General features: G+C 70.2%; 24 protein-coding genes. 17 read left to right on the top strand and 7 right to left on the bottom strand.

The features are described from left to right. Nucleotides 1-6 precede the first annotated feature (6 nt). From ABZT04_RS03250 to ABZT04_RS03205, 10 genes are all read left to right on the top strand, one after another. Nucleotides 7-588, top strand: coding sequence for an HD domain-containing protein (locus ABZT04_RS03250; RefSeq protein WP_356052371.1), 582 nt, complete (start codon nt 7-9; stop codon nt 586-588). Between the two features lie 264 nt (nt 589-852). Further along, entirely contained in the window at nt 853-1,881 is a 1,029-nt protein-coding gene (gene pstC / locus ABZT04_RS03245; RefSeq protein ID WP_356052369.1) for a phosphate ABC transporter permease subunit PstC, read from the top strand. 1 nt (nt 1,882) lies between these two features. Continuing rightward, nucleotides 1,883-3,286 carry a phosphate ABC transporter permease PstA gene (gene pstA, locus ABZT04_RS03240; RefSeq protein ID WP_356052367.1) on the top strand — a complete coding sequence of 468 codons (1,404 nt, stop codon included), beginning with the start codon at nt 1,883-1,885 and terminating at the stop codon, nt 3,284-3,286. Beyond that, nucleotides 3,286-5,019: a phosphate ABC transporter substrate-binding protein PstS gene (locus ABZT04_RS03235; RefSeq protein ID WP_356052365.1), complete on the top strand. Its 1,734-nt coding sequence runs from the start codon at nt 3,286-3,288 to the stop codon at nt 5,017-5,019. The genes pstA and ABZT04_RS03235 overlap by 1 nt, the downstream gene beginning before the upstream one ends. Continuing rightward, nucleotides 5,016-7,682, top strand: coding sequence for a hypothetical protein (locus ABZT04_RS03230; RefSeq protein WP_356052363.1), 2,667 nt, complete (start codon nt 5,016-5,018; stop codon nt 7,680-7,682). Before ABZT04_RS03235 ends, ABZT04_RS03230 begins: the two co-directional genes overlap by 4 nt. A 119-nt stretch (nt 7,683-7,801) precedes the next feature. Continuing rightward, nucleotides 7,802-9,793: an Ig-like domain repeat protein gene (locus tag ABZT04_RS03225; protein WP_356052361.1), complete on the top strand. Its 1,992-nt coding sequence runs from the start codon at nt 7,802-7,804 to the stop codon at nt 9,791-9,793. A 101-nt stretch (nt 9,794-9,894) separates the two neighbouring features. Beyond that, nucleotides 9,895-10,803 carry a sortase gene (locus ABZT04_RS03220; RefSeq protein ID WP_356052359.1) on the top strand — a complete coding sequence of 303 codons (909 nt, stop codon included), beginning with the start codon at nt 9,895-9,897 and terminating at the stop codon, nt 10,801-10,803. A 34-nt stretch (nt 10,804-10,837) separates the two neighbouring features. Next, nucleotides 10,838-11,656, top strand: coding sequence for a phosphate ABC transporter ATP-binding protein PstB (gene pstB, locus ABZT04_RS03215; RefSeq protein ID WP_356052357.1), 819 nt, complete (start codon nt 10,838-10,840; stop codon nt 11,654-11,656). Between the two features lie 77 nt (nt 11,657-11,733). After that, nucleotides 11,734-12,846: an acyltransferase family protein gene (locus tag ABZT04_RS03210; RefSeq protein ID WP_356052355.1), complete on the top strand. Its 1,113-nt coding sequence runs from the start codon at nt 11,734-11,736 to the stop codon at nt 12,844-12,846. A gap of 163 nt (nt 12,847-13,009) precedes the next feature. Further along, the gene (locus ABZT04_RS03205; RefSeq protein ID WP_356052353.1) at nt 13,010-13,906 is read left to right on the top strand and encodes a calcium-binding protein; all 897 of its coding nucleotides are present in this window, start codon (nt 13,010-13,012) and stop codon (nt 13,904-13,906) included. Between the two features lie 43 nt (nt 13,907-13,949). On the opposite strand, the gene ABZT04_RS03200 is transcribed toward ABZT04_RS03205, so the two are convergent. Genes ABZT04_RS03200 through ABZT04_RS03190 form a run of 3 tightly spaced genes read right to left on the bottom strand, consistent with a single transcriptional unit; the run spans nt 13,950 to nt 14,698 of the window. After that, nucleotides 13,950-14,201, bottom strand: a complete 252-nt coding sequence (locus tag ABZT04_RS03200) for a hypothetical protein (protein WP_356052351.1) — start codon at nt 14,199-14,201, stop codon at nt 13,950-13,952. Between the two features lie 57 nt (nt 14,202-14,258). Next, complete coding sequence (locus ABZT04_RS03195) at nt 14,259-14,432, bottom strand: hypothetical protein (protein ID WP_356052349.1); 174 nt, start codon at nt 14,430-14,432, stop codon at nt 14,259-14,261. Continuing rightward, on the bottom strand, nt 14,429-14,698 hold the full coding sequence (locus ABZT04_RS03190; protein WP_356052347.1) for a hypothetical protein: 270 nt from the start codon (nt 14,696-14,698) through the stop codon (nt 14,429-14,431). The genes ABZT04_RS03195 and ABZT04_RS03190 overlap by 4 nt, the downstream gene beginning before the upstream one ends. Before the next feature lie 102 nt (nt 14,699-14,800). Between ABZT04_RS03190 and ABZT04_RS03185 the strand changes: the two genes are divergently transcribed. From ABZT04_RS03185 to ABZT04_RS03175, 3 genes are all read left to right on the top strand, one after another. Next, nucleotides 14,801-15,640, top strand: coding sequence for a helix-turn-helix transcriptional regulator (locus ABZT04_RS03185; protein ID WP_356052345.1), 840 nt, complete (start codon nt 14,801-14,803; stop codon nt 15,638-15,640). Next, nucleotides 15,637-15,846, top strand: coding sequence for a DUF397 domain-containing protein (locus ABZT04_RS03180; RefSeq protein WP_356052343.1), 210 nt, complete (start codon nt 15,637-15,639; stop codon nt 15,844-15,846). Before ABZT04_RS03185 ends, ABZT04_RS03180 begins: the two co-directional genes overlap by 4 nt. 290 nt (nt 15,847-16,136) lie before the next feature. Beyond that, a complete protein-coding gene (locus ABZT04_RS03175; RefSeq protein ID WP_356052341.1) occupies nt 16,137-18,086 on the top strand; it encodes an Ig-like domain repeat protein in 1,950 nt (649 codons plus the stop codon). 6 nt (nt 18,087-18,092) lie between these two features. Here the strand turns inward: ABZT04_RS03175 and ABZT04_RS03170 are convergent, their stop codons facing one another. Continuing rightward, a complete protein-coding gene (locus ABZT04_RS03170) occupies nt 18,093-19,259 on the bottom strand; it encodes a histidine kinase (RefSeq protein ID WP_356052339.1) in 1,167 nt (388 codons plus the stop codon). Between the two features lie 90 nt (nt 19,260-19,349). Next, nucleotides 19,350-20,018 (bottom strand): TetR family transcriptional regulator, encoded by a 669-nt coding sequence (locus ABZT04_RS03165; RefSeq protein ID WP_356052337.1) that lies wholly within the window; start codon nt 20,016-20,018, stop codon nt 19,350-19,352. A gap of 148 nt (nt 20,019-20,166) precedes the next feature. Between ABZT04_RS03165 and ABZT04_RS03160 the strand changes: the two genes are divergently transcribed. Both ABZT04_RS03160 and ABZT04_RS03155 read left to right on the top strand, forming a co-directional pair. Then, the gene (locus ABZT04_RS03160) at nt 20,167-21,687 is read left to right on the top strand and encodes an FAD-dependent monooxygenase (RefSeq protein ID WP_356052335.1); all 1,521 of its coding nucleotides are present in this window, start codon (nt 20,167-20,169) and stop codon (nt 21,685-21,687) included. A gap of 10 nt (nt 21,688-21,697) precedes the next feature. After that, entirely contained in the window at nt 21,698-22,069 is a 372-nt protein-coding gene (locus tag ABZT04_RS03155) for a DUF6479 family protein (RefSeq protein WP_356052333.1), read from the top strand. A gap of 73 nt (nt 22,070-22,142) precedes the next feature. Here ABZT04_RS03155 and ABZT04_RS03150 read toward each other — a convergent pair whose 3' ends face one another. After that, the gene (locus ABZT04_RS03150) at nt 22,143-22,655 is read right to left on the bottom strand and encodes a hypothetical protein (protein ID WP_356052331.1); all 513 of its coding nucleotides are present in this window, start codon (nt 22,653-22,655) and stop codon (nt 22,143-22,145) included. 186 nt (nt 22,656-22,841) lie between these two features. Between ABZT04_RS03150 and ABZT04_RS03145 the strand changes: the two genes are divergently transcribed. Beyond that, the gene (locus tag ABZT04_RS03145; RefSeq protein ID WP_356052329.1) at nt 22,842-23,333 is read left to right on the top strand and encodes a hypothetical protein; all 492 of its coding nucleotides are present in this window, start codon (nt 22,842-22,844) and stop codon (nt 23,331-23,333) included. A 38-nt stretch (nt 23,334-23,371) separates the two neighbouring features. On the opposite strand, the gene ABZT04_RS03140 is transcribed toward ABZT04_RS03145, so the two are convergent. Further along, nucleotides 23,372-24,067: a DUF6445 family protein gene (locus ABZT04_RS03140; RefSeq protein WP_356052327.1), complete on the bottom strand. Its 696-nt coding sequence runs from the start codon at nt 24,065-24,067 to the stop codon at nt 23,372-23,374. Between the two features lie 179 nt (nt 24,068-24,246). Between ABZT04_RS03140 and ABZT04_RS03135 the strand changes: the two genes are divergently transcribed. Further along, nucleotides 24,247-24,720 (top strand): carboxymuconolactone decarboxylase family protein, encoded by a 474-nt coding sequence (locus tag ABZT04_RS03135; RefSeq protein ID WP_356052325.1) that lies wholly within the window; start codon nt 24,247-24,249, stop codon nt 24,718-24,720. The last annotated feature ends 30 nt before the right edge of the window (nt 24,721-24,750 follow it).

Below are 24,750 nucleotides of genomic sequence, written 5' to 3'. Positions count from 1 at the left end.
CCGACCGTGGCCGATGAAATGGCCCAGGTTGCACGGTTCCTGTTCGAGAGCGGGACGCTCAAGGCGTCCCGGCGGACCGGCTGGTGGATGGCGGGTGTCCGGGACCCGGAGAGTGTCGCCGAGCATGCCTGGCGCACCTCGCTGATCGCTTCCGTCATCGCCGCGCTGGAAGGCGCCGATCCCGCGCGCGCCGCGTTCCTCGCGGTGTGGCACGACTCGCAGGAGACCCGGACCGGGGACGTCAACCATCTCGGCAAGAAGTACGCCGGCGAGGCGGATCCCCAGGCGGTGACCGCCGATCAGGTCTCGGGCATGCCCGAGTTCCTCGCAACGGTCGTCAAGGACGTGGTCGCGGAGTACGAGGCTCGGGAGTCCGCCGAAGCCGTCTGCGCACGGGACGCGGACAAGTTGGAGTGCCTGCTCCAGGGCATCGAGTACAAGGCCCAGGGCTACGAACTCGCCCAGCGCTGGATCGACAACAGCCGCGGACGCCTCGTCACCAAGACGGCCAACGAGCTCGCCGACCAACTGCTCGGCATGGACCCGCTCGACTGGCTCCGTACGGTGCTGGGCGAACAGCCCAACTGACCTGACCGACCACCCCGACCGACCACCCCAACCGACCAGTCCAACCGACCAGTCCAACCGACCCCACAGGCTGCCCCCCCACAGACGCCATGGTTGCCCTCGTTGGCGCCTCCTCCACAGCGGCCCCACCGAAGTGACATGACCCGTTCACCGATCCTCCACATATGACGCTCTGCGCCGAAAGAATTCGGCCATTGACTCACTCCGCGCGGCATCCACCCGGAGTCGCGGAGCGCATCGTTTCCGTCAGTGGGGGGACACGTGGTGTCCGCGCAGGAGGGCTCCGGCAGACCGGAGCCCCACAGACCCGTGCTCGATCCGCCGCCCAGACGGCCGCAGGCCGTCCGCGGGCTCGGCGATCGGGTCTTCCGTTTCCAGTTGACGGCCGCCGGGGCCGTCGTCCTCGGCATCATGGCCGCCGTAGGACTGTTCCTGCTGCTGAGGGCGACGCAGGCGCTGCGCGCCACCGGGCTGTCGTTCCTGACGACGGCCCAATGGCAGCCGGACGTCCACAAGTTCGGCATCGCGGCCGTGCTCACCGGCACGCTGCTCATCGCCGCCGTCGCGGTCACGATCTCGGTGCCGCTGGCCGTCGGGACCGCGCTGTTCATCTCCGACGTGGCACCGCGCGGGCTGCGCCGCACCCTGGTGAGCCTGGTCGACCTGATGGCGGCCGTACCGTCCGTGGTCTACGGCCTCTGGGGGCTGTTCTTCCTCCAGGCGCACGTGATCGGGCTGTCGCGCTGGCTCTCCGACTGGTTCGGCTGGATCCCGCTCTTCACGGTGGACGGCACCCACCCGGGCGATCCGCTCGCCTCCGCGAGCGTCTACACCGCGTCCGCGTTCGTCGCCGGGATCGTCGTCGCGCTGATGGTCGCACCCATCCAGTGCTCGGTGATGCGCGAGGTCTTCGCGCAGGCACCGGCCGGTGAACGCGAGGGCGCCTACGCGCTCGGCGCCACCCGCTGGGGCATGATCCGCGCGGTCGTCCTGCCGTACGGGAAGGGCGGGATCATCGGCGGCACGATGCTCGGGCTCGGGCGGGCGATGGGCGAGACCATCGCCGTCTACATGATCATCTCGCCGGTCTTCGTGATCCAGCCGCACATCCTGCAGACCGGCTCGAACTCGGTCTCCTCCCTCATCGCCCTGCACTACGGCGATGCCTCCCCCTTCGGGATGTCGGCGCTGATGGCGGCGGGCCTGGCGCTGTTCCTGCTCACCCTGGCGGTCAACTTCACCGCCTCCACGATCGCGGCCCGCTCGCGGTCCGGCGCGCAGAGCGAGGCATGAGATGACGGTCGTAGAAGAAGTCGAAGAAGTAGAGGAAGTAGAAGAGGCAGCAGAAGGGGCAGCTGAGGTCGCGGCGTCCGTCGAGGCGGAGTCCGCCGCTGCCGAACTGCCAGACATTCCGCGGCGGATCGGCGGGCCGACCCGTTCCGGGGTGCTCGCGCTGTGCGGGGCGGCGGTGTCCGGGCTGTGTGTGAGTGTGCTGCTGTTCGGTGAACTCGCGCCGTTCTCGGGGGCGTTGGGTTTCGCGGTCACCTGGTACGTCGTCTTTCTCACCGTGTACGGCGTGCTGACCGGTCTGGAAGAGAACGGGGAGGCGGTACGGGACCGGGTCATGACGGTGGTGCTGTGGACGGCGGCCGGGCTGCTGTTCTCCGCGCTCGCGATGGTCGTCGGCTTCACTCTGTGGCGCGGCCACGAGGCGCTCACGTACCTCAACTTCTTCCACCAGGACATGCAGGCGGCGGGCCCGCTGGACCCGCTGGGCGTCGGCGGTATAGCCCACGCGATGGTCGGAACCCTCCTCATGATCACCATCGCGTTGCTGATCACCGTCCCGCTGGGGCTGGCCTGCGCGGTGTACCTCAACCAGATCCCCGGCCGGTTCTCCCGGTTCGTCCGCACCATCGTCGAGGCGATGACCGCGCTGCCGTCCATCGTGGCGGGCCTGATGGTGTACGCCGTCTGGGTCCTCCAACTCGGCATGGAGAAGTCGGGGTTGGCGGCGGGATTCGCGATCAGTGTGATGATGCTGCCGATCGTGGTCCGGGCGTCGGACGTGGTTCTACGGCTCGTGCCGGGGACGCTCACCGAGGCGGCGGAGGCGCTGGGCGCGCCGCGCTGGCGGACGGTGTGGCACGTGGTGCTGCCGACCGCGCGCTCCGGACTCGCCACGGCCGTCATCCTCGGCACGGCCCGCGGCATCGGCGAGACCTCGCCGGTCCTGCTGACCGCGGGCTTCACGGCCGCCACCAACTACGACCCCCTGCACGGCCCGATGATCTCCCTCCCGCTCGCGGTCTTCAGCTTCGTCCGCTCTCCCGAACCCGCGATGATCGCCCGCGGGTTCGGGGCGGCGGCGGTGCTGATGGCCCTGGTCCTGGTGCTGTTCGTGATCGCCCGGATCATCGGCGGCCGGGGCCCCGGCCAACAGACCCGCACCCAGGCCCGCCGCACGGCCCGGGCGTCGCGGCGGGACGCGGCCCGCTTCGACGAACTCCGGTCACCGGGACTGTCGTTGTTCGAGGTGCGGGAGCAGGGCGAGGACCCGCATACCGACGAACCGACCGCAGCCGCCAACGACGAACCCGCCCTACAGGGGCCGCCCGCACCCGACGACTCACCCGGACCCAGACCCGCCCCCGCACCGGAACCCGCCCCCGCCCCCGCCCCCGGAGAGACCGCCTGATGATGCCCAGCCATCTCACCCTCCCCCGGCCCCTACGGGCGCTGGGAACCCTCGGTGCCGTGTTCGCCGCGCTCGTCGCGCTGCTGGCGGGGCCCCTCGCCGGGCCCGCTGCCGCCGACAGTTACACGCCCATCGCCGGGGCCGGTTCTACCTGGGCGGAGAACGCCGTCGACGAGTGGCGGCGGGCGGTGAACCAGTACGGGATGCGGATCAGCTATGCCGGTACCGGGTCCTCCGACGGGCGGCGTCAATTCCTCAGTGGGACCGTCGACTTCGCGGTGTCGGACATCCCGTTCCAGACGCATCCCACGGACGGCAGCGCGGCGGAGCGGCCCGGCTCGGGGTCGTACGCCTATATGCCGATCGTGGCCGGCGGGACCGTGTTCATGTACCACCTGACCGTCAACGGGAAGCGGGTCACCAACCTCCGCCTCTCCGGTGCCGTCGTCACCAAGATCTTCACCGGGGTCATCAAGACCTGGGACGACCCGGTGATCAAGGCCGACAACCCGGGGCTCCAGCTCCCGCACCGCACCATCGTGCCGGTCGTCCGCTCCGACGGCTCCGGCTCCACCGCTCAGTTCACGATGTGGATGGCGGCCCAGCACAAGTCGTTGTGGAACGCGTACTGCGCGAAGGTCGGCCGCTCGGGTGCCTGCGGGCAGACCTCGTACTACCCGACCGTCTCCGGCATGATCGCCCAGTCCGGCGACCTCGGTGTCGCGGGCTACATCGCGCAGAACTACGGCGAGGGCGCGATCGGTTACGTCAACTACTCGTACGCCCTCAACGCGCACTATCCGGTCGCCAAGGTCCTCAACCACGCCGGCTACTACACCGAGCCGACCCCGCAGAACGTCGCGGTCTCGCTCCTCAAGGCGAAGATCAACACCAACAAGAGCTCCGCCGACTACCTCACCCAGCAGCTCAACGGCGTCTACAACGACACCGACCGGCGCAACTACCCGCTGTCCAGCTACTCGTACATGATCCTGCCGCTGAAGGTGCAGGGCACGTTCACGAAGACCAAGGGCAAGACGCTCGGCGCCTTCTCCTACTACTTCATGTGCCAGGGCCAGCAACAGGCGCCCTCGCTCGGCTACTCACCCCTGCCGATCAACCTCGTACAGGCCGGCTTCGACCAGATCCGCCGCATCCCGGGTGTGCAGACCCAGAACATCAACATCAAGAACTGCAACAACCCGACCTTCACCACCGACGGCCGCAACAAGCTGGCGGAGACCGCGCCCTACCCGTCGGCCTGCGACAAGCAGGGGGCGACCGCCTGCACCACGGGCAGTGGCGGCGCCAAGTCGTCGACGGGCAGTGGGAGTTCGGGTGGTACCGGTAGCGACTCCGGTGGGAGCAGCGGCGGTACGGCCACCGGTGGAACGGTCGGCGGTACCGGCGCCTCCGCCGTCGGCGGCACCGGTAGCGGCGGCTCCGCGCAACCGTCCGTCGACCCCGACACCGGCCAGGCCCTGACCTCGGGCGGCACCGGTACCGGCTCAGGCACCGGCGGTACAGGCACCGCCGCAGCCGCCGCTGACGGCACGATCGCCCTCGCCCAGCCGGTCGCCGTCTCCGCCGACCCGGGCTGGACCACCACCCAGACCCTGATGCTGCTCGCCGCGATCCTGGTCCTGGGTCTCCTGCTCCTCCCGTCGATCGCCTCCCGTCTGATGACGACTCGCGGCACCAACGACCGCCAGGACGAGGGGAGTTCACGATGACCAGCACCCCCGAATCGCGCCGACCTCCGCACAGACACCTCCGCCGGATACTGCGCCGCCTCCTCGCCGGTGCCGCCACCGGCGCCCTCGTCGGGCTCGCCGTGGCGCAGGCCGCGCCGCCCGCCGCCGCGACGACCAGTTCCGCCGTGACGGTGGCCGGGCGCGGTGAGTTCAAGGACATGCGGTTCACCGTCGACCAGACCACCCACCTCACCAGCCAGGCGGTGACGGTGAGTTGGACGGGCGGCACGTCGACCACGCTCGCGGGCACCCTGTTCGACACCGACTACGTGCAGATCATGCAGTGCTGGGGCGACGACGACGGGACGGTCCCCGCCAACCCCGGCCCGTCCCGCACCCAGTGCCAGTACGGCGCCTCCCCGACCACCGACCGGGGCAGTTGGCCAGGCAACGACTACGACGACACCCGGAAGGTCTTCTACAGCGCGGACCCCACCAACTACGGCCAGGACGACCGCTACGGCGCGGCCAACCCCAACGCCCCCGGCGAGGTCCCCTTCAAGTCGGTCGACGGCACGGTCATCACCAGCGGCACCCAGAACAACGCCCTGTTCAACCACAACACCACCAACGAGGTCGACTTCGCCCGCACCGGCGCCGACGGCACCGGCAAGGAGTACTTCGAGGTCCAGACCGCCAACGAGGCCCCGCACCTGGGCTGCGGCACCCCGGTCTCCACCAACGGCGTGACAAAGCCCAGGAGTTGCTGGCTGGTCATCGTCCCGCAGGGCCATCTCGACCTGGACGGCAAGCCGTACGCCGACCGCAGCCAGGTCAACGCGGGCTCCCCGGTCTCCTCCACCAACTGGAAGAACCGCGTCGCGATCCCGCTGCACTTCAACCCGGTCGGCACCAACTGCGCGCTCGGCTCGGACGAACGTGCCACCACCGGCAGCGAACTTGTCGCCGACGCGATGACAAGTTGGCAGGCCGCCCTGTGCCCGACCGGCACGGTCTACGGCTACACGGAACTGGGCGAGCCCGACACCCGGTCCCGGCTCACCGCCGACGGTTCCTCCGGACTCGCCTTCACCACCCGCGCGCTGGGCGCCGACGACGGCACGACGGCACCCTCCGGCACGACGGCCTACGCCCCGGTCGCCCTGTCCGGAGCCGTCATCGGCTTCACCATCGAGCGAAGAGCCAAGGCCGGCGCCCCCGCGTCGGTCGAAAAGCTCGCCGGTACGAAGGTCGAGTCCATCGACCTCACCCCGCGCCTGGTCGCCAAGCTGCTCACCGAGTCGTATCGCAACTCCCCCTGGGGCGCGGTGCTGGGCGGCACCGCCGCGAGCGGCTACGGCTGGGCGAAGAACAACCCGGCGGGGCTGGCGAGCGACCCCGAATTCATCTCCCTGAACCCGGAGTTCGCGTATCTCTCGGTCGCCGAGACGCCCTCCACCGACACCGATCTGCTCACCGCGCTCGGCCACAGCGACACGGCCCGCGCACTGTGGCAGTGGATCATGTCGGACAAGGAGGCCCGTCAGTTCCTCGGCGGGATCTCCGACGACTGGGGGATGCGCGTCAACCCGTACTACTCCACCAACGCGGATGTGAACCCGACCGGTATCGCCTTCGACCCGTCCCACTCCGACGACTACCCCAAGAGCGACCCGTGGTGCACGATCCCGCCGGGGACCGGCGCCACCGACAAGCAGTGCATGGGCGACTTCCACCCCTACGTCGACGACATGCACTCCGGCGCCCTGCACACCCGCCGCGCCGACACCCTGTGGAAGTCGACCTGGGACTCGCTGGCCAACCCGCCCGTGTTCAAGAGCCCGGGTCCGCAGGTCGTCGGCTCCCGCTTCGTGATCACGGTGACCGACGCGGCCTCGGCCGCCCGCTACGGACTGCAGACGGCCCGACTGCGCAACAGCGCGGGCAAGTTCGTCGCTCCCACGGCCACTTCGCTGACCGCCGCCGCGAACACCGCCACCGGCAGCCCGGTCGCCGAGATCAGCCCCGCGAACACCACGGCCAAGACGGCCTACCCGCTCGCCGAGCTCGTCTACGCGGCCGTCCGCCCCGGCTCCCTGGACGCCGCCGCCCGCAAGGACTACGCGGCCCTGCTGCGCTACACGGCCGCCAACGGCCAGGTCAGCGGCGCCGACCCGGGCCTGCTCCCGGCCGGTTACGCCCCGCTGCCCACCAGGTTCCGTACCGCCGCCGAGCACACGGCCACCGCGCTCCTGCACTACACCGGCCCGACCACCGCGACCGGCGGCGACGGCTCGGCGGGGAGCGGCGCGGGCGGTTCCACCAGCGGCAGCGAGACGATCGGCACCGGGGAGGGATCGAGCGGGCTCATGGCGGGCGGCCCGGCCGGCGATGCCACCTCAGCCACCCCGGCCGCCGCGAGCGCCGTACCGAGCGGCTCGCCGTCGTACGACGGCGGCAAGGCGGTTCAGACGACGGCGGCGGGCACCACGCCCGCCGATCCGGCGAGCCCGCTGCGCTACGCGGTGCCGGTCGGTGCCGCCCTCGGCGCGGTGGCCGGTGTGGGCGCTCCCTTCGCGGGCGGCGGCCGGGCCCGGCTGCCGCTCCGGGTGCCGTTGCCCGGCGGCCGGTCGATGACCGTCGTACCCCAACTCGCCCTGCCCGAACGGCTGCGAAGGCTGCTGCCGCCGGGCCGGGGCTGACCCCGAGCGCCCGCGCGGCGCTCCCCACGGACGGCCGTCCGCCCCGAAAGGCAGTCGGGGCGGACGGCCCGCACCACCCTGCCAGATCCGCCTCACCTCCTCTCTCCTGGAGAACCGCAATGCGCAGAATGCGCCTTTCGGCGGCCATGGTCGCCGCCGCCGTGGTGTCCGGCACGCTGGCTCTGGCGAGCCCCGCGTCCGCCGACCCGACCCCCGCCGGAACCTTCCGTCAGCTCGTCGGTGTGGGTTCCGACACCACCCAGGACGTGCTCAACGCCCTCGCCGGCGACACGGTGAACGCCAAGAGCTACGCCGCCACCGCGGTCACGGCGGACGGCGCCGGCATCGCCTCCTACGACGCGATCGAGCCCGGCACCGGCTCCACCACGTCCACCATCACGACCCGCTCCGGCGGCGCGGCCTTCCTGCGCCCGAACGGCTCCGGCAACGGCCGTCTCGCCCTGAGCATGTCGCTGACCGGCGACAAGTTCCCCAACAGCGCCGGTGTCGCGGTCAAGGGCCAGATCGACTTCGCCCGCTCCTCCAGCGGCCCGTCCGCCTCCGGCAGCGCCCTGACCTACATCCCCTTCGCCCGGGACGCGGTCGGTGTCGCGGTGCGGGGCACGGCGTTGAACACCCTGACGGTGGCGCAGTTGCACGACATCTACGCGGGCTCGCTCACCGAGGTGAACGGCCAGACCGTGCATCCGAAGATCCCGCAGAGCGGCTCAGGCACCCGCAAGTTCTTCCTCGCCGCGATCGGCCTGACCGACGGCACCATCTCCCCGAGCATCCCGGTCGTCCAGGAGAACCAGGGCAACGCGGCCCTCACCGAGGACGGCGCGCTCGTCCCGTTCTCGGTCGGCAGCTGGATCGCCCAGAACAACGGCATAGCCCCCGACTACAGCACCACCGCGGCCACCGCCGGCGGCCACCTCGCCTCCGTCGTCCTGCCCGGCGACACCGGCGCGACCAGCCCGGTCACCACCGTCAACGGCAAGCTCACCCCGGTGAGCGGCTACTACGAGAACTCCACCTTCGGCCGCGACGTCTACAACGTCGTCCCCAGCCGCGCGATCGACCCGAGCGGCCTCTTCTTCGACAAGGCGCTCTACGACGTCTTCGTCACCAGCGGCACCCACGAGGCGGCCCTCGCCTCCGACAGCGCCGAGTCGGTCATCGCGTCCTTCGGCTTCATGAACGAGTCGTACAACGGCTCGGTCAACCTCGCCAAGCACGCCAAGCTCGGCGGCCTGGAGGAGTCCGGCGTCGACCTGTCGACGCCCGCCGCGCCCGCCCTGAAGACCACCCTCGGCGACGCGAGCGTGAAGCTGTCCTGGACCGCCCCGGCGGCCACCGGCCTCCCGCTCACCGACTACCGCGTCACGCTGACCGGTTCGGACGGCGCCGTCGTCGCCGTCAAGGACCTCCCGGCCACCACCACGTCGTACGCCTTCACCGGCCTGGCCGTCGGCACCTACACCGCCACGGTCACCGGCGCCAACGTCAACGGCTCCGGGACGGCGGCCAGTTGGACCGGCGCTGTCAAGTACGCGAGCACCACCAAGGCGACCACCGCCACCACCGCGTACGGCGTGACCCCGAAGGTCGCGGTCACCGTCACCGGCACGCACGGGGTCGTCCCCAGCGGCAAGGTCACCGTGAAGGACGGCTCGACGGTCGTCGGCACCGGCACGCTGAACAGCTCCGGCAAGGTCACCGTCAACGTGTCGAACCACCTCAAGGTCGCCACGCACACCCTGTCCGTCTCCTACGCCGGCGCGACCAAGCTCAACGCGTCCTCGGCCTCCGTCTCCCTGAAGATCACCAAGGCGACCCCGGCGATCTCCAAGACCGCGCCCGCCACCATCAGCCACACGGCCCGCGCGAAGGTCACCGTCAAGGTCACCGCGACCGGCACGACCCCGGCCGGCACCGTGCGCATCTACCAGGGCACGAAGATCATCGCGAGCGGCACGCTGAGCGGCGGCAAGGTGACCATCACCCTGCCGAAGCTGAGCAAGGGCTCGCACACCCTGCACGCGTACTACGCGGGCTCCTCGACGGTGAACGCGCGCTCCGGCGCCAACTTCGTCATCAAGTCCACCTGATCCAGACCCAGTTGACCGTGCGGCCGGGGAGACCTCAGCGTCTCCCCGGCGGCCCCATGACGACGACAGACAGCCGACGACAGCGAAGGAGGCGGGCCGCAGTGACCGTCGCCACCCCCATCAGGCTCACCCCGGCCGCGCCGCGCACGCTCGTCCGGAGCGTCACCGCCGTCCGCCACCTCGCCCGCGGCGGCCTGCTCAGCCTCGCCGCCCTGCTGCTCGGCATCACCGCGCAGCTCCTCGTGTTCAGCGCCGCCCAGCAACACTCCGCGCAGCACGCCGACTTCGACGCACTGCGCGGCCAACTCGCCCTGGGCACCGCCCCGGTATCCCAGACCGACCAGCAGGGCGGACTCCTCGCCCCCGGCACCCCGGTCGCACTGATCGACATCCCGTCCCTGGACCTCAGCCAGGTCGTCCTGGAGGGCACCGACTCCACGGTCCTGACGGACGGCCCCGGCCACCGCCGTGACACCCCGCTGCCCGGACAGTCCGGCACCAGCGTCCTGATGGGCCGGGCGGCGGCCTACGGCGGCCCGTTCGGACGGCTGGCCGAACTCCGCGCGGGCGTCACCTTCAGCGTGACCACCGGCCAGGGCAAGGCGAAGTACCAGGTCGTCGACGTCCGCCGGGCCGGCGACCCGGCACCCGCGCCCATCGCCTCGGGCGAGGGCCGGCTGGTCCTGGTCACCGCCACCGGCCCGCACTACATGCCGTCCGGCGTTCTACGCGTCGACGCCGACCTGATCTCGAAGGCCTTCCAGACCCCGGCCGCGGTGATCCGCTCGGGCACCCTGCCCACCGCCGAGGAACCCCTCGCCCGCCCCGACGGCGTGCCGTGGCCCCTGGTGATGTGGTTGCAGGCGCTGCTGCTGGCCGCCGTAGCGGCGGTGTGGGCCTGGCACCGCTGGGGCCGCCACCAGACATGGATCGTCTTCGCCCCGCTCGTCGCGGTCCTGGGCCTCCAGGTCGCCACCCGCACCACCGAACTGCTGCCGAACCTCCTGTGAACCGAGGCAACCAGAGATGACCGTGCCCGTGACCATGACCGACACCGCCGTCCTCCCCGTCACCACCGCGACGGCCGCCCCCGCGACCCTCGAAGCCCGCGCCGTCTCGGCCTGGTTCGGCACCCACCAGGTGCTCGGCCAGGTGTCCCTGACCATGCCCGCGGGCCAGGTCAGCGCGCTCATCGGCCCGTCCGGCTGCGGCAAGTCGACGTTCCTGCGCACCCTCAACCGGATGCACGAGCTGATCCCCTCGGCGGCCTTCGGCGGCGAGGTCCTCTTCGACGGCGAGGACATCTACGACACGTCATGGCGCCTGACGGACGCCCGCCGCCGTATCGGCATGGTCTTCCAGAAGCCGAACCCGTTCCCCGCCATGTCGATCTACGACAACGTGGTGGCCGGACTGCGCCTGACCGGCACGCGCGCGAGCCGCCGCGAGAAGGACGAGCTGGTCGAGGAGTCGCTGACCCGCGCGGGCCTGTGGAAAGAGGTCCGCGACCGCCTCCGGCAGCCCGGCGGCGCCCTCTCCGGCGGCCAGCAGCAGCGCCTGTGCATCGCCCGCGCGCTCGCCGTACGCCCCCGGGTGCTGCTGATGGACGAGCCCTGCTCGGCGCTCGACCCCACCTCCACCCGCCGGGTCGAGGAGACGATCCACGAGCTGGCCGGACAGGTCACCGTGGTGATCGTCACCCACAACATGCAGCAGGCCGCCCGCGTCTCCCAGCGGTGCGCCTTCTTCCTCGCCGAACAGGGCACCCCCGGCGGAATCGTGGAGTCCGGCGCCACCGACGACGTCTTCGGCTCCCCCAAGGACGAGCGGACGGCGGACTATGTGGCGGGCCGCTTCGGCTGAGCGCCACACGAGGGTTCATGGGGAGGATCACACCAAAGAAGGAGTTTGGATCGCGGGGAAGCGGTGAGGCGAGCCGAATGCGCGCTTCTCCCACCCCCTCCGCCGACGTCCCCGTACGCCCCTCCGCCACCGCCGACGTCGGCACGGCGAACCCCACCCCCGGGAAGCAACGCGCCCAGCGTGACCCCTTCTTCGACAACGCCAAATACCTGGCGATCGTCCTCGTGGCGATCGGCCACTCCTGGGAGCCGCTGCGCTCCGGCAGCCGTAGCGTCACCGCGCTCTACACGCTCGTCTACGCCGTGCACATGCCGGCGTTCATCGTCATCTCCGGCTACTTCTCCCGGAGCTTCCGCGCGACCCCGCCCCAGATCCGACGCCTGCTGACGGGAGTGGTCCTCCCCTACGTCGTCTTCGAGACGGCGTACACCCTCTTCACCCGCTGGACGGACCACGCCCCCGACCGCGCGATCAGCCTGCTGGACCCGCTGTACCTGACGTGGTTCCTGGCGGCCCTGTTCGTCTGGCGCCTGACCACGCCGGTCTGGAACCACGTACGCCACCCGCTCCCGCTCGCCCTGGCGATCGCGATGCTGGCCACCCTCTCCCCCTCCATCGGCAACGACCTGGACCTGCAACGCGTCCTGCAGTTCCTCCCGTACTTCGTCCTGGGCCTCTCCCTGAAGCCGGAACACTTCCAGCTCGTACGACGGCCGGAGGTACGGCAGTTGGCGGTCCCGGTGTTCGTGGGCGCGCTCGCGGTGGCCTACTGGTCGGTCCCGCGCTTCGACTACGCCTGGTTCTTCCACAACGCGAGCGCGGACCAACTCGGCGCACCCGACTGGGAGGGCCCGGTCATGACGCTGGCCCTGTTCGCCTGCTCGACGCTCCTGGTCATCTGCTTCCTGGCCTGGGTACCGCGCCGCCGCACCTGGTTCACCGCCCTGGGCGCGGGCACGCTCTACGGATATCTCCTGCACGGCTTCCTCGCCCAGGGCGCCAAGTCCTGGGGCTGGTACGACCCGGCGTGGGTGCGGGGCCCGCTCGGCGAGATCACGGTGACGGTGGTGGCGGCCGTGGTCGTGACGGCCCTGTGCACACCGCCGGTGCGGCGGGTCTTCCGCTTCGCGATGGAACCGGAGATGCGGTGGGCGTTCCGCCGCGACACGACCGAACTGGCCCGCCCCTAGCGATGGTTGTGGTGGACCGGCGGGCGATTCGATGAATTCACGCTGAACCCCGTCCGACAATTCACGGTCGCACGACGCCAGTACGAAAAGGACCACAACCGACCAGATGGGCAAGAGGTCACAGGCTTTGTACGCAGGTGAACTCGCCCACGGAGGTTGCGCCATGCCCGCTCGTTCCACCTCGGCCATGACCCTGGCCCTTGCTCTCGGTACCGGCCTGGCCGCTCCGCTGCTCCTCGCCGGAACGGCGGGCGCGGCCACGGCCCCGGCCACGGCCGCGCTGAGCACCGGTGGCGGGGAGGTCCTGTACAAGGCCTCCGCCGGCCAGACCAACAAGGTGACCGTCACCGCGTCCAGGGTGAGCGGCTCCGACAAGGTCACGTACGTCATCGACGACGTGGTCACGATCAAGGCGGGTACCGGCTGCGCGTACCCCACCGCCTCGGACCACACCAAGGTCTCCTGCACGGTCACCACGGTGGACAGCCAGGACCCGTACGCCACCGCGCAGTTGACGCTCGGCGACAGGAACGACGTCGTCAACTACAACAACAGGACCAACCAGACGTACTACTTCGCCTCGATCGACCTGGGCCCCGGCAACGACAGACTGGAGGACACCGGCCGCGTGGACGGTAACTACGTCTCGGGCGGAACCGGCAACGACAGCATCGACATCGGCAAGGCCGCAGTGGCCTGGGGAGGCGACGGCAACGACGGCATCGTCGCCACCGGCGGCCTGACCATCACCCAGGGCGGCAACGGAAACGACGCGCTCTTCACCGACGGCGACAGCAGCTCGTCCGACGGCGGCGCCGGCAACGACGAGCTCCGCGGCGGCGACGGCGACCAGATCCTGTCCGGCGGTGCCGGCAACGACGACCTCGAGGGCTACGCCGGCAACGACTTCCTCTACGGCGGCAAGGGCAACGACAGGCTCTACGGCGGGGCGGGCGCCGACACCCTCTACGGCAACTCCGGCAACGACACGCTGTGGGGCGGCGCGGGCAAGGACTTCCTGTCCGGCGGGCCAGGCCGGAACGTCGTCCACCAGAACTGACGCACCCCAACAGCCCACGGAATCAACGGAGTCGGAGGGCGGTCTAGGGAGTCACGTCCGCCCTGGCCGCCCACCGCCAAGCAACGAACTCCATCCCGAACCCCACGACGGCCACTCCGACCCCGCCCCAGAAGAACAACATGCTGTGCCGCTCCAGCCCACCGAGCAGCATCAAGTCCATCCCCACAACGGGCAGCAGAACCCCACCGGCGGCGTACCACCGCCCTTTGCGCGCCTGAACGATCGCCGAGGCGGCGCCGAGCGCCAGGATCAGGGCCATGACTGCTATCCACACGAGGACAGGGTCCCAGCGCGGGGGCCCCGCGTTCAACTGACCCCTTTTCTCGACGGGTCATCCGTGCCGCTCCCGCCGCTGATGCTGACGCATCAACACGTTGGCGTCCGTCTCCTTGCTGCCGTCGAACTCGGCGCGCGCGGCGTCGCGTTGAGCGGCGAGTTCGGCGCAGGTCAGGCACTTGGGAACAGGGAGCGGCGGGCGGCTTACGTCGAAGTCGCGCGCGGTCACAGCACCTCACCCCGGCTTCGCGCGTTCGCGCGTGCGGTCTCGGCACGCAGGCGCTGCTCCGGGCCGGCCGGCGTCAAGTCCCCCGGATTGACGGTCCATTCGGTCCCACCGCCGACCGGACGCAGGGACCACAGACCGCACCACTCGCCACGGAACGTGCCGACCCGACCCCGCGAGTCCACGATGATCGTGCCGATGGCCGGGACGTGTTGGGGGTGCTCATGTTCCGCGTGTTCGTCGGGAATGCCGGGAACGTTTCCGGACACGACTGTTCCTCTCCGTAGCGATTCCACTACCAAGCGAGTTCAGCGTGACCTAGAGTCGATACCCGCTCAACCTGTGGGCTGCGAAGGGAAGGTCGGTAACGGGTGGTCAATCGCAAGGAGTTGGACCCCGAGAGCAGTCCGGAAGCCGCCTACGGGGCGCGTATCCGCACATTGCGCGAGGCCCGCGGGTGGAAGCAGGAGGACCTCTCCGAAGTGATGGGGTACTCCAGCACCCACATCTCGGCCGTGGAAACTGGTCGCAAGATTCCAACTCTCCGTTTTTCGCGCAGTGCTGACGTCGCCTTCCGGATCGTCGACACCGTGGACACGTTCGAACGCCAGTGGCACGAGCTGCGGCGCGGCAGCATGCTGGAGGGGTTCCCGCAGTACGTCGAGCATGAGGGCCGGGCCGTTGAGATCCGGCTGTACAACATCGGGATCGTTCCTGGCTTGCTGCAAACACCGCAGTACGCACGGGTGTTGGCGGACAGCGCCGTGTGGCGGGGCGCCATCGCGCCCGAACAGGCGGAGGAACGCGTCTCGTTCCTGGCGGATCGGCAGGCGGCGCTGGTGCGGCCCCGTCCTCCCATGATGCTGGTGGTGCTGGACGAGAGCTGTATCCGCAGGCGGGTCGGCGGGGACGAGGTCATGGGCGCTCAGCTCGACCGGCTGGTGGAGTTCGCCGCGCAGCCGAACACCATGCTTCAGATCGCTCCGTTCGACATGGGGGAGCGCCGCCCGTTCGACTTCCCCATGAACCTGCTGACGATGTCGGACCTGTCCGCGATCGCGTACGCGGAATCCCAGATGCGAGGGCATCTGGAGCGCGATACGAAGTTCGTACTTCCCTTGCTGGCGGCCTACCATCAGTTGCAGGCCGAGGCGCTGTCCCAGGCGGCGTCGGTGGCCATGATCAACGAGGTACGAAAGGGCACGCTGTGACCACGACCGAGTCCCTCCGCTGGTTCAAGTCTTCCTACAGCAACAACGGCGGCGACTGCATCGAGGTCGCCGCAGACCTCGTCGCCCCGCGCGGCCTGGTCCCCGTCCGTGACTCCAAGAACACGGACGGCCCGGTGCTCGGCTTCGAAACGGCCGCCTGGTCGTCGTTCATCGGTGGCATCAAGAGCGAGGACTTTTCCGCCTGAACCACCGGGACGGCATCGGTGGGTCGGTCGTAGGAGCCAAGTTCGCCCCGGGCAAGTGGGCCCTCCCCGCACGGTGCCTGGGGCGTTGAAGCACCGCGAACCCCGCAAGCACGCCCAGGTCCCTTTCCCACCTGTCACAGGCATGCCATACCCTGCACTCAGCAGCCGCGCCCCGCGCGTCACCGCGTCTCTCATCCGCGGTCACGTCCGGATGTTGCGCGGCGCTCTCAACTCCCGGTCTACAGACCGGTTTTCCTTGTGGGGTACATGTGGGGGTACAGCACGTGCGGATGCGCAGCAGCGTCTCTGTCTCTACCGCGACGGCGCTCGCGGTTCTTCTCGGTTCGGCGGCGCTCAGCGTCGTAGCGACGGGTACGGCCTCGGCCGCGACCGCCGGCGTGACCACACCCGGCGGGCTCGTCGCGGACGGCGCCCTCAAGCGGGTGTTCGTGGGGGACAGTTCGGCCGGGACGGTCGCGGCCACCGACTACTCGGGCAACGTCCTCGCCTCGGCGGGCGGCATCAGCGGGGTCACCGACCTGGCCGTGTCCGACGACGGGAGCACCGTCTACGCGGCGGCCCAGGGCACGCACGAGATCGTGGCGCTCGACGCGGCCACCCTCGACGTGAAGGCACGCTATCCGGTCGCCACCAACGTGGGGCCGCGCTACGTCGCCTTCACCTCCGGCAAGCTCTGGTTCAGCTACGGCGACCAGTGGGACAGCAACATCGGTTCGGTCGACCCGGCCGTGGACCCGGCGAGCGGCACCGACCCGGTGACGCTGGGGCAGAAGCCCGACGGCGTCTCGATCAACGACCCGGGCTTCCTCGACACCGCCGCGTCCAGGCCCGGTGTCCTCGCCCTCGGTGAGACCGGTATCTCCACGGACTCGATGGCCGTCCTGGACGTCTCGGGGGCCACCCCGCAGAAGGTCGCCTTCTACAACGGCGACTACACGCTCAACAGCGGTATCTACGACATCGACCTGGTGCCGGGTTCCGACGAGGTGCTCGTCAACGGCACGGTGCGGGACGCCTACGCGAACGGCGCGTTCACGCAGGCCGGCACCTATCCCGGCGCCCAGCGGGCCGACATCGCACCGGACGGCACGGTCGCCCAGGCCAACGACGGCACGATCACGACGTACAGGCCGAACGCCACGAAGGCGATCCGCACGTACAGCGTCGGCTCGTACGGGACGGCCGATCTGACCTGGGCCCCGGACAACTCGCGGCTCTTCGTGCTCGCCGGGAAGTCCGGCGGCGGCTACACCCTCAAGGCGCTGACCGACCCGGAGAAGAACGTCCCGACCCTCACGGTCAACGCTCCCTCCTCCGCCGCCCGCGCCAAGAAGCTCACCGTCACCGGCAAGCTCTCGGCGACGGTCCCGCTGGCGGCGGGCGCCAAGCTGACGGTCACCCGTACCGACCTGGAGTCCACGAAGGGCAAGGCGCTGCCCACCGTCACGGTGGCGGCGAACGGCACGTACTCCTTCACGGACACCCCGCCGGTCGGCGGCACGGTCACCTACAAGGTGAGCTACGCGGGCGACACCGGGCACGCGGCCGTCAGCGCCTCCGACAAGGTCGCCGTGTCGCGCGCGGCCACGAGCCTCACCCTGAACAACAACGGCAAGCTGTACGGCTATGGCGCCGACGTGAAGTTCACCGCGCATCTCGGCACGACCTACACGAACCGCACGGTCGCGATCTACGCGGACCCCTTCGGCGCCGACAAGCCGAAGAAGCTCCTCAAGACCGGCAAGGTCAACTCCAGCGGCAACATCTCCGTCACCGTGGACATGACCCGCGACACCGCCGTCTCGGCCGTCTTCGCGGGTGACGCCCGCTACGCGTCCAAGACGGTGAAGGCCACGGCCTACGCCAAGGTCAAGGTCTCCACCGCGATCAGCAAGCAGTACAAGACGGCGAAGATCGGCTCGACGTCGTACTACTGGTTCCACAAGAACACCGCGCCGATCGTCACCACGACGATGACCTACTACAAGAACCGCCAGGAGCGGCTCGACCTGCAGGTCTACTACAACGGCAAGTGGTACGACTCCGACTCCGAGTACTTCGGCCTGGGCACCAACGGCAAGGTCGCCGTGAACCTCGGCGCCCCCGGCCAGTCCGGCATCAAGGCCCGCATCCGGGCCGCGTACATCAACGGTTCGTCCGGCGACAGCGTCAACTCGACGACGTACACCGGCTGGAAGTACCTGTACTTCTCCAACTAGCGCCCGCTACCAGGCATACGGCAGCTCCGCCTCCACGACCGTCGGTCCTCCGGCGGGGCTGCTGACCCGGGCGGTCCCGTCGAGGGCGGCGATCCGGCGGCGCATGCCGAGCAGTCCGGTGCCGTCGGCCTCGTCGGCACCGCCCTTTCCCTCGTCGCGCACGCACACCGTCAACCCGTAGGGCACACGGGCCAGTCGGACCCGCGCGTGCTCCGACCCGCTGTGCTTCGCCGCGTTGGTGAGCGCCTCGGCGACCAGGAAGTACGCGGCGGCCTCGACCGCCGCCGGGGCGCGCGGACCGGTCGCCAACTCCTCCACATCCAGGGCGACTTCGAGCCCACTGCTGGCGGCGAGCGCCCGTACGGCGCCGGCCAGCCCGCGGTCGGTGAGGATCGGCGGATGGATGCCCCGGACCACGAGCCGCAGCTCCGTCAGCGCCTCTTCCGCCTGGTCCTGTGCCTGCGAGAGGAGGGCGCGGGCGGCCTCCGGATCGCCGCCACCGACCCGGTCGTAGGCCCGCTTGGCGAGTCCGATCCGCATCGACAGGGACACCAGTCGGGCCTGTGTGCCGTCGTGCAAGTCCCGCTCGATACGGCGGAGTTCGGCCTCGTGCGCGGCGATCACTCCGGCCCGGGTCTCGGCGAGCTCCTCGACGCGCTCGGCGAGCAACGCCTTCGGTGACGGCTTCAGCAGGGCCGCCGACCAGCGCGCGTCGAGGTCCGCGAGCCGCCCGATCAGCGGCAGCACGACGGCCCGGCGACGCAGCAGCCCGCACCGCACACCGTCGACGGGCAGTCCTACGATCCACAGCGGGACGGCGAGCAGTCCGAGCAGGCCGTAGCCGTAATGGGCGACCATCCAGCGCAGGTCCCTGAGCGTGCCGGGCTCCCGCACCGCCGCGACGAACCGTGCGCGCAACGGCAGCCCGTCCAGCAGCCGGTACGCCTCGGCGATCCCGCGCCCGCTCCACCCGGCCACCTGCCGCCGCTTCGCCCCGGCGATCCGCCGTACCAGCAGGACCGCCTCGGGCAGCATCCAGGCGCCGATCACGAACACGGTCCCGATGGTCGCGATCTCCAGCACGACGACGAAGAGATACGTCCCGAAGGCCATGGCCACACCTCTGGAGAGGTGAGCCGTGGCCCGCGTCGCCTGCCGCACTGTCTTACCCATGTCCACCACGTTGGCATTGGAGGGCGACCGGCGCGGGAGAGCAGGGTGCCGGATGCATGGTGTAGCGGACTACACCGTCAGCCGTCCACCTCAGCCGTCGGTGGCCCCACCCGTGACCCCGGCCGTGAACACCGTGTCCAGACCCGTCATGAGCTGGCCGTACGCCCGCTCGGCCAGCGTGACGGCCTCGTCGTAGGCCTCGTCGGCGGTGCGGCCGGAGGCTATCGCCCGCCAGTTCTCCACGCCCAGTTCCTGCTGGGCGACGATCAGGTGGGTCGCGGCCAGGCGTCTGGTGAGCGGGGTGGAGCCGCCGGAGTGCGGGAGGGCCTGCGCGAGCGCGTCGATCTCCTGGCTGCGGTAGCGCTGGACCAGGCCGGTCTGGAGGCTCGGTGTGCCGTAGAGCAGATCCATAAAGCTGAGTACCTCGGGGTGGTCGTTCAGCCCGGTGATCGGGTCGCGGGCGGCGAGGCGGTCCAGGAAGTGGTCGCGCAGGGCGGCCGTGGGGGTCAGACCGGGCGGGCGCTCGCGCACCACCCGGGCCGCTTCGCCCAGGTGGTCGGCGAAGCGGTGCAGGACCAGGTCCTCCTTGGTCGGGAAGTACCGGAACAGCGTGGCCTTGGAGACCTCGGCGGCGGCCGCGACCTCGACGACCGAGACCTCGTCGAACCCCTTCTCGCGGAAGAGGCGCAGGGCTTCGTGCGCGATGAGGTTCCGCGTGCGTTCCTTCTTGCGCTCGCGCAGACCGGCGGGTTCGTCCATGCGGCCAGGATAGCAGATCGTGAGACTCGGCCTTGGATGAGACCAGGATTCGAACGAGGCCCAGAATCTTCTGATACCTGGTTGTATTTTCTTCCCCGGCGATGTTCCATGGATGCGACGACGAGGGCACGACGGGCAGGGGACCGACATGAGCGACACAGACGTCCTGATCGCGGGCGCAGGACCGACCGGCCTCACGCTGGCCATCGAGCTGGCCCGGCGCGGCGCGGGGGTGCGGATCGTGGACGCGGCGCCCGTCCCGCACCGGGAGTCACGGGGCAAGGGCCTGCAGCCGCGCACCCTGGAGGTCCTGGAGGACGTCGGCGTCACCGAGCGCGTCCTCGCCACCGGGACGACCAGGCTGCCGTTCCGCAAGTACTTCGACGGCGCGCATGTGAACGACACCGACCGCGCCGCGGACACCCGCCCCACACCCGACGCGCCGTACGACACAGGCGTGCTCATAGGGCAGTGGCAGGTGGAGAAGATCCTCCGCGACCGGCTCGCGGAGTTCGGGGTCGCGGTCGAACTCGGCGTGGAAGTCGCCGGGTTCGAGCAGGACGAGGACGGTGTCACGGCGGTCCTGGCCGATGGGGAGCGCATCAGAGCCGGCCATCTTGTCGGCTGTGACGGCGGGCGCAGCCGGGTGCGCAAGGCGATGGGGGTGCGGTTCGACGGCACGACCGAGCCGGCGCAGTCGATGGTCGTCGGTGACGTGGCGGCCAAGGGGATCAGCAGGGACTTCTGGCATCAGTGGTTCACGCCGGACGGGGGCGTGCTGCTGTGCCCCATGCCCGGCACCGACTCCTTCCAGTTCCAGGCGGGCCCCGAACTGGACGCGGACGGCCAGCCGTTGCCGCCGTCACTGGAGAGCTTCCAGCGGATCTTCGACCGGTACGCCCGCGTGCCCGGCATCAAGCTGGCCGACCCCACCTGGCTCTCCGTCTGGCGGGTCAATGTGCGCATGGTCGACCGAATGCGCGTCGGCCGGGTCCTCCTCGCCGGGGACGCGGCGCACGTCCATCCGATCGCGGGCGGACTCGGCATGAACACCGGCATCCAGGACGCCTACAACCTGGGCTGGAAGCTGGCCCTGGTGACGGCGGGCGGGGCGGCACCCGGACTCCTGGACACCTACGAGGAGGAGCGCCTCCCGGTGGCGGCCTGGACGCTGGGCATATCGACCGACCTGTACGCCCGGGTGATGGAGGCGGTCAAGGAACCCGGCACCGGTGTCGAGGCCGCCGCCCCGCCCCCGATGGGCACCGGCTACCGCTGGAGTTCACTGGCCGCCCCGGCCGACGCCGGCGACCCCGACGTCCTGCGCCCGGGCGACCGCGCCCCGGACGCACCCTGTCTCGACGCCTCGGGCAGTCCGGTCCGGCTCTTCCAGGTGTTCGCGGACCCGCGGTTCACGCTGCTCGGCTTCGGCACCGAAGTCGCGGATGCGGTGGGCAAGTTGGCGGTCGAGCACGGGGACCTGCTCCAGGTGTTCACGCTGGACACCGACCTGCGCGACCACGAGGGCCATGCCCGACGGGCGTACGGCGTCACGGACCCGGCCCTGGTGCTGGTCCGCCCCGACAACCACGTGGCGCTGCTGACCCGCGACCCCGCAGAGGTGAGCGACTATCTGTCCCATATCGCCACGATCACCCCGAAAGAGTGATACTCGGAGTATGAGCATGGCAACGTATGAACTGCTGGCCGCGTCACACAACGCGCTCAACGTGACCGTGGCCTTTCTCGGTGGCCTGGTGATCGCAGGCGCTCTGGTCTGGGCCGTACGTTTCGGCATGAAGGTCCGGGACCAGGAACTTCCACGGCCGCTCCCCGAGGAGCAGCCCCACCTCCCCGCCACCGGCGCTGTCCATGAGATGCGCGAGATGCGGGAGCCCGACGAGATGCCCCTCGCTTCGGAGGAGAAGGAACGACTGATGCCGTACCAGCTCCACCACTCCGGAAGCAGAACGGGCAAGGAACAGAAACGCCAGCGCTGGCTGCCCGGAAGAAGCGGCTCCTTCGGCGGGGGCGGCATCGGCCACGTGTAAGGCGGGGCCCCGCAGGGTGGGCGTGCCGTCAACTGAACGGCTGCCCCACCCGCTGACTGCTCCCGTCGGCTCCCTACCGGTTCGCTCCCGCGGGAGCGGGGTGGTTGGCCGCCAGTGCCCAGATCACGAACACATCGACCGCGATCATGATGACCGACCAGACCGGGGCGTAGGGGAGGAACATGAACTGGAGGATCGCGCTGAGGCCGGCGAGGACGATGCCGCAGACCCGGGCCCAGCTCATGCCCTGGAGGATGCCCCAGCCGGTGGCCACACCCACGGCGCCGAGGCAGATCAGGATGATGCCCCAGCCGGTGAGGTTGATGCTGTAGATGTAGCTGCCGACGCGGGCGTACACGTCGTCCTTGGCGAGCGCGGAGATGCCCTGGAGGATGGCGATGACGCCGTTCATCAGCATCAGGACACCGGCGAAGACGGCACCGCCGGCCGCCAGCCCGCCGCCGGACGGGGGTGCGCCGTAGCCCCGCGTGCCCGGGGCCTGGCCGGAGTCGCCCCAGGCCGGGGGCCTCTCCTCGCCGGTGGGCGTCGAGTGCGGCTGCTGTGTCGAGTGCGGCTGCTGCGTCATGGCCGTGCCCCACCTCTCTGTGGTCACTGGTGCTTCGGTGCTTCGACCATCCGGCCGGGGCACGCCCTCCACCAGGGGAGTTACGCCGTCCGGGTGAGTCCCTCGGGTGACGTCGGCATGCGGTCGGGCGGCAACGGACCTTCACTGGAGGGACAACCCGGTCAAGCGGCGACTCATGGAGGCGACATGGCCAGGAACAGGCACGGCGGCGCGACGCTGACGGCGGTCGTCGCCCTCGCCCTCACCGGAGTGACCGGACTGACCGGCTGTTCCGACGACGGCAGTCCGTCCTCCGTCGCCAGCAAGGCCGCGTCCGCCGTCGAGTCCCTCGGCTCACAGGCCGCCAGCTCGATCGCGTCGGCCACCGCCGAGGCAGGCCGCAGACTCGACGAGGTGAAGAACGGTGTCGACGCCAAGGACGCCGTGAAACTCGGTACACCGGCCACCGACTCGGCCGGCCGCAGCACCGTCGAGGTCACCGCCCACAACACCGCCGGCTCGGCCAAGTCCTTCGCCGTGCAGGTCGAGTTCAAGAACACGGGCGGCAACCTCATCGACACCGTGGTCGTCACCGTCTCCGACGTCCCGGCCGGAAAGTCCGGTACGGCGACGGCCCGCAGCAACCGCAAGTTGTCGGGCGGGGTGAAGGCGGAGGTCGGGAGGGCACTGCGTTACTGACCCGCCCGGCGGCGCCGGCGAGCTGCCTGCGCGCTCCGTCAGGCCATCCAGAAGAAGACGGCGGTCATCCGCTTCTCCTCCAGGGTGCTGCCGTGGTAACCGGTCGCGCTGTGCACGAGGTTGGCGTGGTAGAGCAGCAGGCTGTTGTATCGGTGCGGCACGCGTACGTCCTCCTCGAAGGCGTCCGGCGCCACGAACCGCGTACCCAGCGCCTCCACGAGGTTGTTGTGCGGGGCCTGTACGACATTGCCGCCGAGCCGTCCGCCGGGCAGGTGCTGGCGGTAGAAGCTGGTGCCGCAGTCCTTGGGCACGGAGGGGTTGAGGTACAGCACGGCGGCGTACCGGCACAGGGCCCGCGAGTCGGTGTGGGGCCGGGGTTCGCTCTCGCCCTCCCCCACGACCTGGATGCAGTTGTGGTTGAGGGTCCCGCCGCCGGGCGCCTGCTGCACCCACAGTTCCTTGGCGCCGGTGGCCTGCTTCACCAGCCGCTCTATGCGCCCCAGTTCGGACGGTTCGAGGCCCGGCATGGTGCGCAGTCCCGGCCAGGTCTCCGAGGTGTACGGATACCCCTGCACCCAGTCGTCCTTGGCGAGACACCGCTCCCGTACGGCGTCCACGTCCGGGAGCACGTCGTTCAGCACCCAGTAGTCACGGCCCTTGGTGGGCTTGCGGTAGGGGAGGACGGGGAGTTGGGCCTGGCGGCCCCGCTGGGCGTGTGGGGGGAGTGGTGGCATGGGGCCGAACGTATAGCGGGGTGCGGCGGGGCTTCGTCAACCAGATGCCATGTCCCGGTCAACATCATCCAAAGAGGAGGCGAGACCCAGGTCACATCAGGGGCTGTCACATTCCTGCCGGGTCGTTCCGTCAGACCTGTGTAAGCACGCAACGGCAACGAACCGCAGAGGAGCCCACCATGGGTGCTCGCTTGAACGCCTTCGCCAATCCGATCGCCGGCAAGGCCCTGAAGCACTTCATGGCGGTGGGCAAGGTCATCGACGACTCGCCGCTGCCCACCGCCACACAGGAACTCGTCAAGCTCCGCGCGAGCCAGATCAACGGGTGCGGGTTCTGCACCGACATGCATAGCAAGGACGCGGCGGCCGCCGGCGAGACGGCGGTACGGCTGAACCTCGTCGCCGCCTGGCGCGAGGCCACCGTCTTCACCGACGCCGAGCGCGCCGCACTGGAACTGACGGAAGAGGGCACCCGCATCGCGGACGCGGCGGGCGGCGTGCCGGACGAGGTGTGGGCGAACGCGGCCAAGCACTACGACGAGGACCAACTGATCGCCCTCGTCACCCTGATCGCCCTCATCAACAGCTACAACCGCCTCAACGTCGTGCTCACGACGCCGGCCGGCGACTACCAGCCCGGCCAGTTCGGCTGACTCCCCGGGGGGCGCGAAACCGGAGGCATC

The sequence above is a fragment of the Streptomyces sp. NPDC005492 genome (assembly GCF_040605995.1).
Classification (GTDB): domain Bacteria; phylum Actinomycetota; class Actinomycetes; order Streptomycetales; family Streptomycetaceae; genus Streptomyces.
Note: the sequence above shows the minus strand (reverse complement) of the source record. Positions and strands in the feature narration are given on the sequence as shown.

Excerpts from the sequence above, each read along its gene's own strand:
- pstA (WP_356052367.1), top strand. The coding sequence starts at position 1,883 with ATGACGGTCGTAGAAGAAGTCGAAGAAGTAGAGGAAGTAGAAGAGGCA.
- ABZT04_RS03135 (WP_356052325.1), top strand. The coding sequence starts at position 24,247 with ATGGGTGCTCGCTTGAACGCCTTCGCCAATCCGATCGCCGGCAAGGCC.
- ABZT04_RS03205 (WP_356052353.1), top strand. The coding sequence starts at position 13,010 with ATGCCCGCTCGTTCCACCTCGGCCATGACCCTGGCCCTTGCTCTCGGT.
- ABZT04_RS03140 (WP_356052327.1), bottom strand. The coding sequence starts at position 24,067 with ATGCCACCACTCCCCCCACACGCCCAGCGGGGCCGCCAGGCCCAACTC.
- ABZT04_RS03175 (WP_356052341.1), top strand. The coding sequence starts at position 16,137 with ATGCGCAGCAGCGTCTCTGTCTCTACCGCGACGGCGCTCGCGGTTCTT.
- pstB (WP_356052357.1), top strand. The coding sequence starts at position 10,838 with ATGACCGACACCGCCGTCCTCCCCGTCACCACCGCGACGGCCGCCCCC.
- ABZT04_RS03145 (WP_356052329.1), top strand. The coding sequence starts at position 22,842 with ATGGCCAGGAACAGGCACGGCGGCGCGACGCTGACGGCGGTCGTCGCC.
- ABZT04_RS03170 (WP_356052339.1), bottom strand. The coding sequence starts at position 19,259 with ATGGGTAAGACAGTGCGGCAGGCGACGCGGGCCACGGCTCACCTCTCC.
- ABZT04_RS03235 (WP_356052365.1), top strand. The coding sequence starts at position 3,286 with ATGATGCCCAGCCATCTCACCCTCCCCCGGCCCCTACGGGCGCTGGGA.
- ABZT04_RS03160 (WP_356052335.1), top strand. The coding sequence starts at position 20,167 with ATGAGCGACACAGACGTCCTGATCGCGGGCGCAGGACCGACCGGCCTC.
- ABZT04_RS03230 (WP_356052363.1), top strand. The coding sequence starts at position 5,016 with ATGACCAGCACCCCCGAATCGCGCCGACCTCCGCACAGACACCTCCGC.
- ABZT04_RS03210 (WP_356052355.1), top strand. The coding sequence starts at position 11,734 with ATGCGCGCTTCTCCCACCCCCTCCGCCGACGTCCCCGTACGCCCCTCC.
- ABZT04_RS03225 (WP_356052361.1), top strand. The coding sequence starts at position 7,802 with ATGCGCAGAATGCGCCTTTCGGCGGCCATGGTCGCCGCCGCCGTGGTG.
- ABZT04_RS03165 (WP_356052337.1), bottom strand. The coding sequence starts at position 20,018 with ATGGACGAACCCGCCGGTCTGCGCGAGCGCAAGAAGGAACGCACGCGG.
- ABZT04_RS03155 (WP_356052333.1), top strand. The coding sequence starts at position 21,698 with ATGAGCATGGCAACGTATGAACTGCTGGCCGCGTCACACAACGCGCTC.
- ABZT04_RS03150 (WP_356052331.1), bottom strand. The coding sequence starts at position 22,655 with ATGACGCAGCAGCCGCACTCGACACAGCAGCCGCACTCGACGCCCACC.